Genomic DNA, 16,690 nt, shown 5'->3' on the forward strand with positions numbered 1-16,690 from the left:
GGATTCCGGGTTCAGGTGGTCGGCCCGGCGGTGGTCCGACGGTGCGGGGAGCGTGTTGCGGCTGCCAGCGCGTCGGCGAGACGGTCGACGACGGCACTCGCCTGCTCGTCGGTCAGAGTGAGGGGCGGCAGAAGGCGGACCACGGCGTTGTGGCGGCCGCCCAGTTCGACGATGAGGCCGCGCCGCAGGCATTCCTGCTGCACGGCGAGGGCGAGGGCCGGGTCGGGCGGCGGAGCCGGGTGGTCGTCTCCTGCTTCGGCGGGCAGGGGCGCGCGCTCGGGATCCACCAGTTCCATGCCGATCATCAGTCCACGCCCCCGTACGTCACCGATTCCCGGGTGGTGTGCCCGAAGCTCCGTCAGACGGGCGAGCATCCAGGCCCCCAGGACCGCAGCGCGGTCCGCCAGTTGATTCTCCCTGACGTACGCGAGCGTGGCCGCGCCCGCCGCCATGGCGAGCTGGTTGCCACGAAACGTACCCGCGTGGGCACCCGGCTGCCAAAGATCCAGTTCAGCGCGGTAGACGATCACGGCCAGCGGCAGGGAGCCGCCGATCGCCTTGGAGAGGACCATGACGTCGGGGACGACTCCGCTGTGCTCGACGGCCCAGAAGGCGCCGGTCCTGCCGACCCCGGTCTGCACCTCGTCGGCGATGAGGGGGATGGAGCGGTCCTCGGTGATCCGGCGCATGCGGCGCAGCCAGGAGTCGGGGGCGGGATTGACGCCGCCCTCGCCCTGGACCGGCTCCACGATCATTCCCGCGGGGGACGGCACCCCGCCCTTGCGGTCGTCCAGCAGGTGTTCGGTCCAGCGGGCGGCGAGTGCGGCGCCGCGCTCGCCGCCGGTCCCGAACGGGCAGCGGTAGTCCTGCGGGAAGGGCAGCCGGGTCACCCGTACGTCGGTGGCGCCGCCGGACGCCTCCAGGGCCCCGGCGGTCATGCCGTGGTAGGCGCCGGTGAAGGTCAGCAGGCCGGTGCGCCCGGTCGCGGCGCGGACCAGCTTGAACGCGGCCTCGACGGCGTCCGTACCGGCCGGGCCGCAGAACTGGATGCGGGCGTTGTCGGCCAACTCCCCCGGCAGGGTGGCGAACAGCTCGGTGGTGAAGGCGTCCTTGACCGGGGTGGCGAGGTCCAGCACGTGCAGGGGCGCGCCGGAGTCGATGACCTTCCGGATGGCTTCGAGCACGACGGGGTGATTGTGTCCGAGCGCCAGGGTGCCGGCGCCCGAGAGACAGTCGAGGTACCGGCGTCCGTCCGCACCCTCGATGGTGAGCCCGCGGGCGCGCACCGGGACGATCGGCAGGGACCGCGCGTACGTGCGGGCCGCCGATTCGCGCAGGGTCTGGCGCCGGAGAATGCCCTCGTGTGCGGGGGGCGGCGCCACCGGAGCGGGTTCGGTCACGGACACGGCTCTTGATCCTCCTGCGGTAACAGTTGCGTTGCACGTCGGTACGTTCTCGCGCGGACGGAACGAGGGCGTTAACGCTGTCCTGGCGTCCCCCGTACGTACCAACGACGCCGTCCGCGATGGATCACGGGTAAATCGGAACATCCTCGCGGCGACGGAACCGTGGACCTGCCGCGTACCGTCACCATCGGCACCGGCATAGTGGGGGCCGCACAGGGGCGCGGAGCACCTGCTCCGGCGCCCGATGTGTCCGCAATCGCAGCACGAGTACCGAGTGACGAAGTCCCAGGGGGATCACGAGATGCGACCCATTCGCCCGATCGATACCGCACGGCGCGGGAGGCGCGCACGGCGCATGCCCTCCACCGCGCTCGCCGCGACCGCCGTCGCCGCCGTGCTGGCGCTGACCGCCACCGCCTGCGGTCCGGAGGAGGACAACGCGGGCGGTACGCCCAGCGCCTCGGCCGACCAGTCGTCCGACGGCAAGGTCACCCTTCCGGACGACCTCAAGGACCGGCTCAAGGAGCACGGCATCGACCCCGACAAGTGGCGGGACGGGGAGTGGAAGAACTGGGACAGGGACAAGTGGCTGCGTGAGGCCAAGGACTTCGTCAACCCGATCATCGACGGTCTGTGGGACCCGGACCGGATGCGGGAGGCCGACAAGCCCCCGGAGAACCCGGTCGACAACGACATCTCCGGCGACGACGGCGTGACGGACCCGACGCCGGCCCCGGTCCGGGCCGCCGGTGTCGCGACGCCTTACCACGACAACGCCCCGGAGTCCGGGAAGCTGCTCTTCGACGGCCCGCAGGGCTCGATGGTCTGTTCCGCGACCGTGGTGAAGGACCCGGCGAACCCCGGCAAGTCCAACATGGTGTGGACCGCCGGACACTGTGTGCACGCGGGCAAGAAGGGCGGTTGGTACCGCAACATCGCCTTCGTCCCGGCGTACAACAACGACGGCCTGTCGCTGGCCGAGCTGGAGACCGCGCCCAAGGAGAAGATCGCTCCCTACGGCGTGTGGTGGGGCCAGTGGGCCCAGACCTCCGAGCAGTGGATCGCCCAGGGCGCGGCCGTGGGCGGCCAGGGCGCCCCGTACGACTTCGCGGTGCTGCACGTGACGCCGGAGAAGGGAGCGGGCGGCAAGTCGCTGGAGGAGACGGTCGGTTCGGCGCTTCCGGTCGAGTTCAACGCCCCCGCCGTGCCGGAGATCGACGCCATGACGGCCACGGGCTACCCGGCCGCGCCGCCGTTCGACGGCCAGAAGCTGCTCCAGTGCGAGGACAGGCCGGGCCGGCTCTCCGTCTTCCAGGACCAGCCCACGATGTACCGCGTCGGCTGCACGATGACCGGCGGCTCCTCCGGCGGCGGCTGGGTCGCGGCCGGGCAGGACGGCAAGCCCGCCCTGGTCTCGAACACCTCGATCGGCCCGGTCACCGCGGGCTGGCTGGCCGGCCCCCGGCTCGGCAAGGAGGCCGAGGGCGTCTACCGCGCGGTGAGCGAGAAGTACGCGGGCCAGTAGGTCCCGGCTTCCGGCGACGGACCCTCCGCACGGGATCACGGGTTCGCAGATATCGTCCGCGGCCCCCGGTACGGCTACTGCCGTACCGGGGGCCGCGGTCGATCCCGGCAGGTCCCGGAGTCCTGAATGACAAGAGCATGACAGAATGTACGACCGCGTACGCGTACGACCGCACGACCGCTCCGCGTTCAACCGCACGTCCGCGTAGACGCACCACCGCACGACTCAGGTGTCCAGGGGGGATCTCTTCCATGCGATCGATACGTCCGCTGCTGGCCGCTACCGGCCTCGTCGCGGCGCTCACACTGACGGCCACGGCCTGCGGACCGGACGAGAACGCCGCCGCCAAGCCGTCCGCCACCGGTCCGACCGCGGAGAAGGACCCCGCCGCCGGTCTTCCCGGTGATCTGGGCGACGCCCTGGAGAAGCACGGGGTGGACCCGGAGAAGTGGAAGGGCGGGGAGTGGAAGAACTGGGACAAGGACACATGGCTGCGCACGGCCGAGGAGTTCGTCAACCCGGTCATCGACGGCCTGTGGAAGCCCGACCGGATGGCCTCGGCCGACGAGCCCGCCAAGACGATGGCGGCCGGTGAACTGACCGCCGGGCAGGACGTCAGCGACCCGGAGCCGGCCCCGGTGCCCGCCAAGCCGGAGAAGCTGCCCTACCACCGGCACGCCGCCCCGGTCGGCAAGGTCTTCTTCGACTCCCCCGAGGGCTCCATGGTCTGCTCGGGCACGGTCGTGAAGGACCCGAGGAACCCCGGGCGGTCCAACCTCGTGTGGACCGCCGGACACTGCGTGCACGCGGGCGCGGGCGGCGGCTGGTACCGCAACATCGTCTTCGTGCCCTCGTACAACGACCAGGGCAAGAACGCGGCGCAGCTGCGGACCGCCGAGCCGCGGGAGATCGCCCCCTACGGCACCTACTGGGCCGACTGGGCCGCGTCCTCCGGCGAGTGGATCTCCGGCGGCGGCCCGACGGGCGGAGCGGGCGCGCCCTACGACTACGCGATCCTGCACGTGAAGCCGGAAAAGGGCACGAAGTCCCTGGAGGAGACGGTGGGCAACGCGCTGCCGGTCTCCTTCGACGCTCCGGAGATCCAGCAGATCAGCGGCATGGGCGCCTGGGGCTACCCGGCCGGTCCGCCGTACGACGGCCTGCTGATGCACCAGTGCGTCGACCGGCCCGGCCGGCTCTCGATCGCCCCGGGGACCCCGGCCATGTACCGGATCGGCTGCACGATGACCGGCGGTTCCTCCGGCGGCGGGTGGTTCGTCGCCGGGCCGGACGGGAAGTCGACGCTGGTGTCCAACACCTCGATCGGCCCGGTCACTTCGGGCTGGCTGGCCGGCCCCCGGCTCGATGACGACGCCCGGCGCACCTTCACGATGATGAGCGACAAGTTCGCCGGCCGGTAGCCACGGCCGCCGACCGTACGCAGGAAGGCCCGGCCCCCGAACTCTCCGGAGAGTTCGGGGGCCGGGCCTTCCGGTTGTCGTGCGGTCCTGCGGCCGTCAGTGCGCGGCGGGGACGAAGGTCCCGAGCTCGGCGGCCAGCTCCTCGTGGACCTGGGCCTTGAGCAGGGTGCCCTCGGCGGTGTGCTCCTCGGAGAGCACCTCGCCCTCTGCGTGCACCCGGGAGACCAGAGCCCCCTGGATGTACGGCACGAGCACCTCGATCTCGACGGACGGCCGGGGCAGCTCGGCGTCGATGAGCGCGAGCAGCTCGTCGATTCCGGCGCCGGTCCTGGCCGAGACCGTGATGGCGTGCTTCTCGTTGCGCAGCAGCCGCTGGATGACCAGGGGGTCCGCCGCGTCCGCCTTGTTGATGACGACGATCTCGCGCACATTCACCGCGCCGACGTCACGGATCACCTCGCGCACCGCGGCAAGCTGCTCCTCCGGCACCGGGTGGGAGCCGTCCACCACGTGGAGGATGAGATCGGACTCGCCGACCTCCTCCATGGTGGAGCGGAACGCCTCGACGAGGTGGTGCGGCAGATGCCGGACGAACCCGACGGTGTCGGCCAGGGTGTAGATGCGGCCGCTCGGCGTCTCGGCCCGGCGGACGGTCGGGTCCAGGGTGGCGAACAGGGCGTTCTCCACCAGGACACCCGCCCCGGTCAGGCGGTTGAGCAGCGATGACTTGCCCGCGTTGGTGTATCCGGCGATGGCGACGGAGGGCACCTTGTTGCGCTTGCGCTCCTGCCGCTTGATCTCGCGGCCGGTCTTCATCTCCGCGATCTCCCGGCGCATCTTCGCCATCTTCTCGCGGATCCGTCGCCGGTCCGTCTCGATCTTGGTCTCACCGGGTCCACGGGTGGCCATGCCGCCACCGCCGCTGGAACCGCCGCCGCCCATCTGACGGGAGAGCGACTGACCCCAGCCGCGCAGCCGCGGCAGCATGTACTGCATCTGGGCCAGCGAGACCTGCGCCTTGCCCTCACGGGACTTGGCGTGCTGGGCGAAGATGTCGAGGATCAGGGCGGTCCGGTCGACCACCTTCACCTTGACGACGTCTTCCAGGTGGATCAGCTGGCCGGGGCTCAGCTCGCCGTCGCAGACGACGGTGTCGGCACCGGATTCGAGCACCATGTCCCGCAGCTCCAGCGCCTTGCCCGAGCCGATGTAGGTGGCCGGGTCCGGCTTGTCGCGTCGTTGGTACACCGCGTCCAGCACCTGTGCGCCGGCCGTCTCGGCGAGTGCGGCGAGCTCCGCGAGGGAGATCTCCGCGTCGCGCACCGTCCCCGAGGTCCAGACGCCCACCAGCACCACGCGCTCCAGGCGCAGCTGGCGGTACTCGACCTCGGTGACGTCCTCGAGCTCCGTGGAGAGACCGGCCACGCGTCGCAGCGCGGCGCGCTCGGAGCGGTCCAGCTGATCGCCGTCCCGCGCCCCGTCGATCTCCTGGCTCCAGGCGACGTCCTCTTCCATCAGGGCGTCGGCCCGAAGGCTCTCGGTGAGGCTCTCGGTGGTGTTCTCCGTGGCGCTCTGCGCGTCCTGCGCGTCCTGGGGAAGGGAAGAAGAGGAGGTCATTGGATCCTTACGTCGATAGAAGTCTTTACGCCAGTCACAACGTGTGATCTACCCGGATGATTCCCTGCCGGGAACTCCGGTGCGGTCCGCCGCGCCGACGCGTCGATAGTGGCACGGCCCCACCGGGCCCGTCACGCGGGTTTCGCGCTGCTCCAGTCGGGGTGGCCCGGCATGGGCGGGGTCTTCCCGCCGTACAGCCAGCCGTCGAAGAAGGCCGTCAGGTCCCGTCCCGCGATGCCGGACGCCAGCCGGGTGAAGTCGGCGGTGGTCGCCGTGGAGTCCCGGTGCACCCGGACCCAGGTGCGCTCCAGCCGGTCGAAGGCGGCCTCGCCGATCTCCTGGCGCAGGGCGTAGAGCACCAGCGCGCTGCCGTCGTACATGACCGGCCGGAACAGGCTGAGCTTCTGCCCCGGGGCCGGGCCGTCCGGGTGTGCCGGAGCGCCGCCGTCCGCGCGCCAGCCGTCGGAGAGCCTGTACGCCTCGCGCATCCGCCGCTCCAGGGTCCCGCCGCCGTTCTCCTCGGCGTACCGGGCCTCGTACCAACTGGCGTGTCCTTCGTTGAGCCACAGGTCGGACCAGCTCGCGGGCGAGACGCTGTCGCCGAACCACTGGTGGGCCAGCTCGTGGATCATCACCGAGTCGACGTACCACTCCGGGTAGCCGGGCTCGGTGAAGAAGGACTTCCCGAACAGCGACAGCGTCTGGGTCTCCAGGGCGAAGCCGATGGGGCTGTCGGCGACGAGCACCCCGTACGTCTCGAAGGGATAGCGGCCGACCTGCTTCTCCATCCACTCCAGCTGGGCGGGGGTCTTCTTCAGCCAGGGCTCCAGCTTCTTCCGGTCGGCGGCCGGGACGACGTCGCGCACCGGCAGTCCGTGCGGGCCGGTGCGGTGCAGGACCGCGGAGCTGCCGATGGAGACCTGGGCCAGCTCGGTCGCCATGGGGTGCTCGGTGCGGTAGGTCCAGGTGGTCGTGGCCCCGTGCCGCACCTTTCCGGCGGGCAGGCCGGCGGCTACCGCGGTCAGCTTCTCGGGGGCGGTGATCCGGAAGGTGAAGTACGCCTTGTCGGACGGGTGGTCGTTGCCGGGGAAGACGCGGTGCGCGGCGTCGGCCTGGTTGGCCATGGCGAGGCCGTCGGCGGTACGGACCCAGCCGCCGTCGTCCCCGGATCCGCTCGGGTCGCTGGTGTGCCGGACGGTGATGTTCAGCGGTACGCCCGCGGGGAGGCGGCGGGGAGCCTGGACGACCAGGTCCTCGCTCTTGCTGCCGAAGTCGGCCGCCACTCCGTTGACCTCGACTCCGTGGACCGTGCCCCGGGCGAAGTCGAGGTTGATCCGGTCCAGCGGCGCGGTGGTGCGGGCCCTGATCTTCGTGACGGCCTCCAGGGGCTTGGTGTTGCCGCCCCCGTAGGTGAAGGCGATGTCGTACGCGAGGACGTCGTATCCGGGGTTGCCCAGCTCGGGGAAGAGCCGGTCTCCGATGCCCAGGGGCTCGGGGGCGGGCAGGGTGGCGGCGACGAGGGTGGCCGAGGCGGTCGCCAGCAGGGCGGCGCGCAGGCGGCGGTTGAGGAGCGGCATGGACTACCGCTATCAGCGCGTCGCCGTCGGGCCGGGGAGCCGCGCGCCGCACCACTCGAACGAGGACGCGCCGCCCGTCTGGGGGTGTGGTCGGCCGGAGGACGCGCCGGTTCGGGCCGGGCCGCTTCCGGAACGCGAGCCGCCTCCGGTACGGCTCAGCCGGCGGGGGCCGGATGCTGGGCGCGGCTGACGTCGTAGACCCCGGCGACCTCGCGCATGGCGCGCATCAGGGCGGGCAGGCCCGCGGCGTCGGGGAGCTGGAGGGTGTAGGTGTGGCGGACGCGCTGCTCGCTGGGCGGCTCCACGGTGGCGGAGACGATCGCGGCCTCGGCGGTGGCGATGGCCTCGGTGAGGTCGGCGAGGAGCCGGGGGCGGCCGAAGGACTCGGCGACCAGGGTGACCCGGCAGCCGGCGTCGGATTCCCGGCCCTCCACATCGGCCCAGCGGGCCCCGACCGGGGCGCGCCCGATCTCCTGCATGGCGGCCACGGCGGGGCACTCGCGGCGGTGCACGGTGACGGTGCCGCCGCGGACGACGAAGCCGGTCAGGTCGTCGGGGGGCACCGGCGTACAGCAGCCGGCGAGGCGCACCGGCGCGTCCGGACCGTCGACGACGACGCCGGTGGCGCGGGGGCCGGAGCGGGTGCGCGCCGGCGCGGTGGCCAGGGCGTCGCGCTCGGGGGCTGCGGGCTCCGCCGGGCCGGGTCCGCCCGGGTCCGCGGACGTCATCGTCGAGGGGGTGGGCTTCCCCTCGTCGGGGTGGTCGGTGAGCCAGCCGGTGATCGCGATCCGGGCGGCGGGGGTGCGCGCGTGGTCGAGCCAGTCCGGCGAGGGGCCGGACGCGGTGTCCTGGGCGAGCAGCAGCTGCACGGTGTCGCCGTCGCTGAGGACGGTGCTGAGTGTGGCGAGGCGGCCGTTGACCCGGGCTCCGATGGAGGTGTGCGCCCGGTCGCCGTACTGCGCGTAGGCGGCGTCGACGCAGCTGGCCCCGGCGGGCAGCCCCAGGGTGCCTCCGTCGGTGCGGAACACGGTGATCTCGCGGTCCTGGGCGAGGTCGGCGCGCAGGGTGGTCCAGAAGGTGTCGGGGTCGGTGGCGGACTCCTGCCAGTCCAGCAGCCGGGAGAGCCAGCCGGGCCGGGTCGGGTCGGCGCGCTCGTCGGACGGCTCGTTCTGCGGGGCGGCGGCGGGGTCCTGCGCGTACGGGTTGCCCAGCGCGACGACGCCGGCCTCGGCGACCTTGTGCATCCGGTGCGTGCGGATCAGGATCTCGGCGACGGCGCCCCCGGGGCCGACGACCGCGGTGTGCAGCGACTGGTACAGGTTGAACTTGGGGGCGGCGATGAAGTCCTTGAACTCGGAGATCACCGGGGTGAAGCAGGTGTGCAGCTCACCGAGGACGGCGTAGCAGTCGGCGTCCTCGGTGACGAGGACGAGCAGCCGGCCGAAGTCGGTGCCGCGCAGCTCGCCGCGTTTCCCGCGGACCCGATGCACGGAGACGAAGTGGCGTGGCCTGATGAGGACTTCTCCGCTGATGCCCGCGTCGCGCAGGGTGCCCCGTACGTTGTCGGCGATGGTGTCGAGGGGGGCGTCCGGGCCCGCCGCGGCGGCGATCAGGGCGCGGGTGTGCTCGTACTCCTCGGGGTGCAGGATCGCGAAGACCAGGTCCTCCAGCTCGGTCTTGAGCGCCTGCACGCCGAGCCGTTCGGCGAGCGGGATGAGGACGTCCCGGGTGACCTTGGCGATCCTGGCCTGCTTCTCGGGGCGCATCACGCCGAGGGTGCGCATGTTGTGCAGCCGGTCCGCGAGCTTGATCGACATGACGCGGACGTCGTTGCCGGTGGCGACGAGCATCTTGCGGAAGGTCTCCGGTTCGGCGGCGGCGCCGTAGTCGACCTTCTCCAGCTTCGTCACGCCGTCGACGAGATAACAGACCTCGTCCCCGAACTGCTCCTTCACCTGATCGAGCGTCACCTCGGTGTCCTCGACGGTGTCGTGGAGCAGGGAGGCGGTGAGGGTGGTGGTCTCGGCGCCCAGCTCCGCGAGGATCAGGGTGACGGCCAGCGGGTGGGTGATGTACGGCTCGCCGCTCTTGCGCATCTGGCCGCGGTGCGAGGACTCCGCGAGGACGTAGGCCCGGCGCAGGATGGTCAGGTCGGCGTCGGGGTGGTGGGCGCGGTGCGCCTCGGCGACATGGCCGATGGCGTCGGGCAGCCGGTCGCGCGAGACCGGGCCGCGCAGCGCCACCCGGCCCAGTCTGCGCAGATCGATCCGGGGGCGGCTCCGCCTGCGAAGGGGAGCGCCCGGATCGGCGGCCTCTGCACTCATGGGGCACCTCCGGCGACGTCGACCGGCGCTGGGGAGGAGCGGTTGCCCCTCGGGACCGGTGCTTGATGCTATCGACCCCACCACGTGGCGCAGTCCAGCTCTCGCCCCGCGTGAAACGGATCACCCATTCGAGCGAAGCTCGGGGTGGCCATCGTTTCGCGTGAGCCATTCCTCAGGAGGTTTCGAGCCAGGCCGGGTCGATGACGCCCTCGGCGACGATCACCGCGGGTCCGGTCATGTCGATCGCGCCGTCGGGGTGCTCGGTGATGACGAGGGTGCCGCCGGGGAGGTCCACCCGGTAGGTGACCGGGAGGCCGGTCCCGGCGGGGTCGGCCCCGTCCCGGCGCGCGGTGGCGACAGCCACCGCGCAGGCGCCGGTGCCGCAGGAGCGGGTCTCGCCGGAGCCGCGCTCGTGGACGCGCATGCCGACGTGGCGCGGGCCCCGGTCGACGACGAACTCGACGTTGACGCCGTCGGGGTAGACGGCTCCGGGGCTGACGGGCGGGGCGGCGAGCAGGTCTCCGGCGTGGTCGAGGTCGTCGACGAAGGCGACCGCGTGCGGGTTGCCCATGTTGACGTTGCGGGCGGGCCAGCTGCGGTCGCCGACGCTGACCGTGACGCTCTCCTCGGGCAGCAGGGCGTGTCCCATGGAGACGGTGATGTCGCCGTTCTTGGCGAGGTGCACGCGCTTGGGGCCGCCTCGGGTGGCGACGGTGAGGTCGCCCTCCTCGGCGAGGCCGGCGCGCTGGAGGTAGTGGGCGAAGACGCGCACGCCGTTGCCGCACATCTCGGCGATCGAGCCGTCCGCGTTGCGGTAGTCCATGAACCACTCGGCCTCGTCCGCCATGTCCCGCGCCTCGGGGTGCGCGGCGGACCGCACGACGTGCAGCAGGCCGTCGCCGCCGACGCCTGCCCGGCGGTCGCAGAGCCGGGCCACGACGGCGGCGGGCAGCGTGAGGGCGTTGTCCGGGTCCGGGACGATCACGAAGTCGTTCTCGGTGCCGTGACCCTTGAGGAAGGCGATCTGCGAGGTGCTCACACGCCAACTGTACGAGGCGGCGCCGACAACCCGCACGAGCGGACCCGGCGGCCCGTTCCGTGACCCGCACACGAACGGACCCGACGGCGCCGTCCGGGGCCCGCACGGGCGGACCGGGTGGCCGGGCCTGCTGACGCGCGGGCGGGCCGGGCGCGGCGCGGCCGTCAGCGCAGCCGGGCCACGCGCCAGACGGCGAGGGCGACCAGGGCGGCGCCGGTCGCCACGTACAGCGCGATCACCCGCCAGTCGGGGCGCTCGCCGGAGCCGCGGGAGGGCAGACCCGGCCAGGTGTGTCCGACGCGCCGGGCGGCCATCATTCCCCAGCCTGCCGCGCAGCAGCTGATCAGGAGCCCCAGCATGGCGACGATGGCACCACCGTCACCGAACTCGAAGGCGAGAGGGAAGGCGAACATCAGCGAGCCGACCGCGGCCAGCACGACGATGGGCGCGAGCTGCCAGATCCGCAGCTTGCGGGTGGGCCGCAGCTCGACCTCGACCTCGGGGGTCACGTCCTGCTCGTCGGGCCCGTCAGGACTCAGCCGTCCCGCGGTCTCCCGCGGTGACGGCATGTCGTGCTCGGTGTCGCGCTGCTCCGTGTCGCGAGGGCCGGCCTCCATCGCCACGCGCCCTCCCAACTCGGACTCCACTGATGATCGATGCTCGATGATGGCACGATCGCGGGTGCCGAATTGACGGGCGGAGCGTCCCGATGCCATCACGTGATCAGGCTGTGACCGCCCGTTCGACCAACGTCAGCGCCCGGTGCGGCAGTTCCCCCCGGTCACGGTGTCCGCCGCCGAGCCACACGACACGCGCGTCACGGCGGAACCACGAGTCCTGACGGCGGGCGAAACGCTTGGTGGCGCGCACGGTCCCGGCCCGCGCGTCGTCCTCGGTGCACTCGCCCGCGAGCACCGCGAGGATCTGCTGGTAGCCGAGCGCCCGCGAGGCCGTGAGGCCCTCGCGCAGCCCGGACTCCTCCAGGGCGCGCACCTCGTCCACGAGGCCCGCCTCCCACATCCGGTCGACGCGCAGGGCGATGCGCTCGTCCAGTTCGGGGCGGTCCACGTCGACGCCGATCTGCACGGCGTCGTAGACCGGCTCGTCGCCGGGGAGGTTGGCGGTGAAGGGTTTGCCGGTGATCTCGATGACTTCGAGGGCGCGGACGATGCGGCGGCCGTTGCTCGCCAGGATGGAGCGGGCGGCGCCCGGGTCGGCGGCGGCGAGGCGTTCGTGCAGGACGCCCGGGCCGCGCTCGGCCAACTCCGACTCGAGACGGGCTCGCACCTCCGGGTCCGTACCGGGGAACTCCAGGGCGTCGATGGCGCCCTTCACGTACAGCCCGGAGCCGCCGACGAGGATCGGGGTGCGTCCCTCGGCGAGCAGCCGGTCGATCTCCAGGCGGGCCAGACGCTGGTACTCGGCGACGCTGGCGGTCTCGGTGACGTCCCAGATGTCCAGCAGTCGGTGCGGCACACCGTCGCGCTCGGGGAGCGTCAGCTTCGCGGTGCCGATGTCCATGCCCCGGTAGAGCTGCATGGAATCGGCGTTGATCACCTCGCCGCCGAGCCGCTGGGCGAGAAAGACCCCCAGATCCGACTTTCCGGCTGCGGTGGGGCCTACGACGGTGATGACGCGGGGGGCGGAAGCGGGAGGGGTCACCCGGACAGTCTCCCAAATATCCGGGGCCTCTCGAACACGCCAGGTATTCGAGGCGACGCGGCCGCGCGCGGAGAACGACGTCGGGAATGCTGCCGGGGAACCGTAGTAAGGCGAGTAAAAACGGCAGGAACGGACAGGTGACGGACAATGGGGGCGGGAGAACGTTCCCGCGAGCAGTCCTCAACAGTCCTCACTGCACGGAAGGTGACCCAATGGGGTTCCTGGACAACCTGAAGGCCAAGCTGGGGCCGGCCAAGGACAAGGTCGGCGACCTCGCGCAGCAGCACGGGGGCAAGATCGAGCAGGGCCTCGACAAGGCCGCGCGCACGGTCGACCAGAAGACCAAGGGCAAGTACAGCGACAAGATCGATTCGGGTACGCGCAAGGCCAAGGAGGCCGTGGACAAGCTGGGGCACAAGGACGGGGGCACCCCCGGTACTCCCGGTACTCCCGGTACTCATGGAGGTACGCCCGGCGCCCCCGGTACTCATGGAGGTACGCCCGGTGCCCCCGGTACTCCGGGAGGTACGCCCGGTACGCCCGGAAACACTCCCCCTCCCCCGCCGCCCGCTTCCTGACGCGGTGACCGCGGACCGGCGGCGGGTACGGGGCCGAGTGCTCCGTACCCGCCGCCGGTCCGTTCAGGACCAGGCGGCGACGGTGTAGCCCACGCCGTACGGGGCGTCCTCGTACAGCAGCCGGCCGGCGAGCCCGGCGTCCCGCGCGGCGCCGGCGAGCAGCTGCCAGGGGGCACGTCCGGCCGCCTTGAGTTCACGGGCGAGCGCCGCGTCGAGCGCCGCGAGGGCGTCGAGGTCCGCGGAGCCGAGCGCCTCGGTGGCACGGGCGTCGAAGGCGGCGGCCCGCTCGTCGAGGTAGCCGGGAGCCTTGAGGGTGCGGCAGGCGCTGCCGTCGCCCATCACCAGGAGCGCGACCCGCTCGGCTCGCCGGGCGAGGGAGTGCCCCGCCGACGCGCACTCCCGGGCGGCCGCGCTCTCCGCCACGGCGAGCCCGTCGACGGGAGCGCCCGCCCAGCGGGCCCGGCCCAGCAGCCAGGCGCCCACCGTGAGGGACTGCGGCAGCGGCCGGTCCGGGGTGGCGGCGTCCGGCGGTGCGTCGCCGAGCGTCACGTCGAGATCCACGCCGACGCCGTGGAAGGACCCGTGCGCCCCCGCCGGGTGGGGCCCGGCGGACCGGTCGTCGCCCGGCCCCACGACGACGAGCAGGTCCGGGCGCGAGGCGGCGAGCACGCCCACGGCGTCGAGGCACGCGTCACGCGCGGCGTCGAGCTCGGGGGCGGCCCCGGCGGCGACCTCGGGCACCAGGAGCGGCGGACAGGGGCACACGGCGGCGGCGACAAGCATGCCGGTCAGCGTACTTGCCGGCAGGGGGCCCGGCCGGTCAGCCTCGTGCGGGCCCCCGGGGCCGTCTGCCGGGCGAATGCCGTCAGCCGATGCCGCAGGCCGGAGCCGCGGCGGCCGGGAGCGGGTCCGGGGCGCCGATGCCGGGGAGACCGAGCATCACCCCGCCGGGCTTGGCGGTCGCCTCGGTCGTGCGCTTCTCCCAGGCGTCGCCCGCGCGGGTGGACCGTACGGCGAGCGGCGTGCCCTCGGCGAGCAGGTGGTGCGGGGCGGCGTAGGTGATCTCGACGGTCACCACGTCGCCGGGGCGCACAGGCTTCTCGGGCTGAGTGAAGTGGACCAGGCGGTTGTCGGGGGCGCGGCCCGAGAGGCGCCGGGTGGCTCCGTCCTTGCGGCCCTCGCCCTCCGCGACCATGACGTCCAGGGTGCGGCCGACCTGCTTCTTGTTCTCGTCCCAGGAGATCTGCTCCTGGAGGGCGGACAGTCGCATGTACCGCTCCTGGACGACCTCCTTGGGGATCTGGCCGTCCATGTCGGCGGCGGGCGTCCCGGGGCGCTTGGAGTACTGGAAGGTGAACGCGTTGGCGAAACGGGCCTCGCGCACGGCGTGCATCGTCTGCTCGAAGTCCTCCTCGGTCTCGCCGGGGAAGCCCACGATGATGTCGGTGGAGATGGCGGCGTCCGGCATCGCGGCGCGCACCTTCTCGATGATTCCCAGGAAGCGCTCCTGGCGGTAGGAGCGGCGCATCGCCTTCAGGATGCTGTCCGATCCGGACTGCATCGGCATGTGCAGCTGCGGCATCACGTTGGGCGTCTCGGCCATGGCGGCGATGACGTCGTCGGTGAAGTCGCGGGGGTGCGGCGAGGTGAAGCGGACGCGCTCCAGGCCCTCTATGGCGCCGCAGGCGCGCAGCAGCTTGGAGAAGGCCTCGCGGTCGCCGATGTCGGAGCCGTACGCGTTCACGTTCTGGCCGAGGAGGGTGATCTCGGAGACGCCCTCGGCGACCAGGGCCTCGATCTCGGCCAGGATGTCGCCGGTACGGCGGTCCTTCTCCTTGCCGCGCAGAGCCGGGACGATGCAGAAGGTGCAGGTGTTGTTGCAGCCGACGGAGATGGAGACCCACGCGGCGTAGGCGGACTCGCGGCGGGTGGGGAGCGTGGAGGGGAAGGCCTCCAGGGACTCGGCGATCTCGATCTGCGCCTCCTCCTGGATGCGGGCGCGCTCCAGGAGGACCGGCAGCTTGCCGATGTTGTGGGTGCCGAAGACGACGTCGACCCAGGGGGCCCTCTTGACGATGGTGTCGCGGTCCTTCTGCGCGAGACATCCGCCGACGGCGATCTGCATCCCGGGGCGCTTGGTCTTCATGGGCGCGAGGCGGCCGAGGTTCCCGTACAGCTTGTTGTCGGCGTTCTCCCGCACCGCGCAGGTGTTGAAGACGACGACGTCGGCGTCGCCGTCGGAACCTTCGGGGGCCCGGACGTATCCGGCGCCCTCCAGGAGACCCGACAGCCGTTCGGAGTCGTGGACGTTCATCTGGCACCCGTAGGTGCGCACCTCGTAGCTCTTCTGGACGTCCACTGCTTCGCTCCGGTTGCCGCTGCTCATGGGACAAGGGTAGGCGGTTGCCGGGCGGCCCCCTCCCGTCCCCTTCCCCGGCCACGCCCGCTCCCGTCCACTGTGGGCGGGGCCTCATGAGGAAGCCTGGTCAGGGAGGCGGGTGAGCTGGCAGGATCGCGCGCATGTTCCACGCTCTGTCCCGATTCGGCCGCCGGCGCACCCTGCAGACGGGCGTCGTCCTCGCGGTCGTGCTCGGGCTGCTCGCGTGGTGGTTGCAGCCCGAGGGGAACGACGGGGACCCGAGCGGGTCGCTCACGTTCTCCACCGGAGTGCCCAGCGGCGTCTACCAGCGGTACGGGGAGCGACTGGAGGGCGCGCTCGCCAAGGACATGCCGGAGGTGTCCATACGGCTGCGGACCAGCGAGGGGTCGCAGCAGAACCTGGCGCGGGTGGCGACGGGCGACGCGGACTTCACCATCGCCACCGCCGACGCCGTGGCCACCTACCTGCGCGACGGCAGGCCGGGGGCCCAGCGGCTGCGCGGCTGCGTCCGGCTGTACGACGACTACGTCCAGCTGGTCGTCCCCCGGGGCTCCGACGTCCGGAAGGTCTCCGACCTGCGGGGCAAGCGGGTCGGCGTCGGCCAGGAGGGCTCCGGGGTACGACTGGTCGCGGACCGGTTGCTGGCGGCGGCGGGGCTCGATCCGGCCGACGACATCACACCGGTGCCGGTGGGCATCGACACGATGCCCGTACGGCTGACCCAGGGCCGGCTCGACGCGTTCTTCTGGTCGGGCGGGCTGCCGACCGCGGCCGTGCAGGAGCTGTCGCAGCGCTTCGACATCCGGTTGGTGCCGCTGGAGGCCGACCTGGTCGCGGAGCTCCAGGCGGCGACCGGCCCCACCCGCTTCTACCGGTCCGCCATGATGCCCGCCGACGTCTATCCGGAGGCCCAGCAGGGTCAGGCGGTGCCCACCGTCGCCGTCGCCAACCTGCTCGTCACGACCGACCGTACGGACGCGGCCATGACCGAGGCCTTCACCCGGACGGTGATCAACAGCCGGGACCGGATCGGCCGCGAGGTCCACGCGGCGCAGTTGGTGGATCTGCGGACGGCGATCTACACGGATCCGCTGGACGTGCACGACGGGGCCAAGGACTACTACCGCTCGGTGAAACCGTGAGGGCCCGCCGCTCCTGAAG

At 72.3% G+C, this 16,690-nt stretch carries 13 protein-coding genes; 4 read left to right on the forward strand and 9 right to left on the reverse strand.

Features of this window, described 5'->3' with window-relative positions:
* Positions 1 to 11 precede the first annotated feature (11 nt).
* Positions 12 to 1,406 carry a diaminobutyrate--2-oxoglutarate transaminase family protein gene (locus ACIRJT_RS34635; RefSeq protein ID WP_403917393.1) on the reverse strand — a complete coding sequence of 465 codons (1,395 nt, stop codon included), beginning with the start codon at positions 1,404 to 1,406 and terminating at the stop codon, positions 12 to 14.
* Positions 1,407 to 1,761: 355 nt separating this feature from the next.
* Here ACIRJT_RS34635 and ACIRJT_RS34640 point away from each other — a divergent pair, with 355 nt between their 5' ends.
* Together ACIRJT_RS34640 and ACIRJT_RS34645 are read left to right on the forward strand one after the other, a co-directional pair.
* Entirely contained in the window at positions 1,762 to 2,931 is a 1,170-nt protein-coding gene (locus tag ACIRJT_RS34640; RefSeq protein WP_403917395.1) for a trypsin-like serine peptidase, read from the forward strand.
* 251 nt (positions 2,932 to 3,182) lie between these two features.
* Positions 3,183 to 4,352 carry a trypsin-like serine peptidase gene (locus ACIRJT_RS34645; protein WP_403917398.1) on the forward strand — a complete coding sequence of 390 codons (1,170 nt, stop codon included), beginning with the start codon at positions 3,183 to 3,185 and terminating at the stop codon, positions 4,350 to 4,352.
* A 96-nt stretch (positions 4,353 to 4,448) separates the two neighbouring features.
* On the opposite strand, the gene hflX is transcribed toward ACIRJT_RS34645, so the two are convergent.
* From hflX to miaA, 6 genes are all read right to left on the reverse strand, one after another.
* Positions 4,449 to 5,969: a GTPase HflX gene (gene hflX, locus ACIRJT_RS34650; RefSeq protein WP_403917400.1), complete on the reverse strand. Its 1,521-nt coding sequence runs from the start codon at positions 5,967 to 5,969 to the stop codon at positions 4,449 to 4,451.
* A gap of 131 nt (positions 5,970 to 6,100) precedes the next feature.
* Positions 6,101 to 7,546: a M1 family metallopeptidase gene (locus ACIRJT_RS34655; RefSeq protein WP_403917402.1), complete on the reverse strand. Its 1,446-nt coding sequence runs from the start codon at positions 7,544 to 7,546 to the stop codon at positions 6,101 to 6,103.
* A 155-nt stretch (positions 7,547 to 7,701) separates the two neighbouring features.
* Positions 7,702 to 9,870, reverse strand: a complete 2,169-nt coding sequence (locus ACIRJT_RS34660; RefSeq protein ID WP_403917405.1) for a RelA/SpoT family protein — start codon at positions 9,868 to 9,870, stop codon at positions 7,702 to 7,704.
* Between the two features lie 172 nt (positions 9,871 to 10,042).
* Complete coding sequence (dapF, locus tag ACIRJT_RS34665; RefSeq protein ID WP_403917408.1) at positions 10,043 to 10,909, reverse strand: diaminopimelate epimerase; 867 nt, start codon at positions 10,907 to 10,909, stop codon at positions 10,043 to 10,045.
* Positions 10,910 to 11,073: 164 nt separating this feature from the next.
* Positions 11,074 to 11,526 carry a hypothetical protein gene (locus tag ACIRJT_RS34670; RefSeq protein WP_403917502.1) on the reverse strand — a complete coding sequence of 151 codons (453 nt, stop codon included), beginning with the start codon at positions 11,524 to 11,526 and terminating at the stop codon, positions 11,074 to 11,076.
* A 106-nt stretch (positions 11,527 to 11,632) separates the two neighbouring features.
* Positions 11,633 to 12,571: a tRNA (adenosine(37)-N6)-dimethylallyltransferase MiaA gene (gene miaA, locus ACIRJT_RS34675; RefSeq protein ID WP_403917411.1), complete on the reverse strand. Its 939-nt coding sequence runs from the start codon at positions 12,569 to 12,571 to the stop codon at positions 11,633 to 11,635.
* 212 nt (positions 12,572 to 12,783) lie between these two features.
* Here miaA and ACIRJT_RS34680 point away from each other — a divergent pair, with 212 nt between their 5' ends.
* Positions 12,784 to 13,149, forward strand: coding sequence for an antitoxin (locus tag ACIRJT_RS34680; protein ID WP_403917414.1), 366 nt, complete (start codon positions 12,784 to 12,786; stop codon positions 13,147 to 13,149).
* A 63-nt stretch (positions 13,150 to 13,212) separates the two neighbouring features.
* Here the strand turns inward: ACIRJT_RS34680 and ACIRJT_RS34685 are convergent, their stop codons facing one another.
* A complete protein-coding gene (locus ACIRJT_RS34685) occupies positions 13,213 to 13,932 on the reverse strand; it encodes a class III extradiol dioxygenase subunit B-like domain-containing protein (protein WP_403917417.1) in 720 nt (239 codons plus the stop codon).
* 82 nt (positions 13,933 to 14,014) lie between these two features.
* Complete coding sequence (miaB, locus tag ACIRJT_RS34690; RefSeq protein ID WP_403917420.1) at positions 14,015 to 15,535, reverse strand: tRNA (N6-isopentenyl adenosine(37)-C2)-methylthiotransferase MiaB; 1,521 nt, start codon at positions 15,533 to 15,535, stop codon at positions 14,015 to 14,017.
* 134 nt (positions 15,536 to 15,669) lie between these two features.
* On the opposite strand from miaB, the gene ACIRJT_RS34695 reads away from it, so the two are divergent.
* Entirely contained in the window at positions 15,670 to 16,671 is a 1,002-nt protein-coding gene (locus tag ACIRJT_RS34695) for a TAXI family TRAP transporter solute-binding subunit (RefSeq protein WP_403917423.1), read from the forward strand.
* Positions 16,672 to 16,690: the final 19 nt, after the last annotated feature.

Source organism: Streptomyces sp. NPDC102283, from assembly GCF_044766265.1.
Classification (GTDB): domain Bacteria; phylum Actinomycetota; class Actinomycetes; order Streptomycetales; family Streptomycetaceae; genus Streptomyces.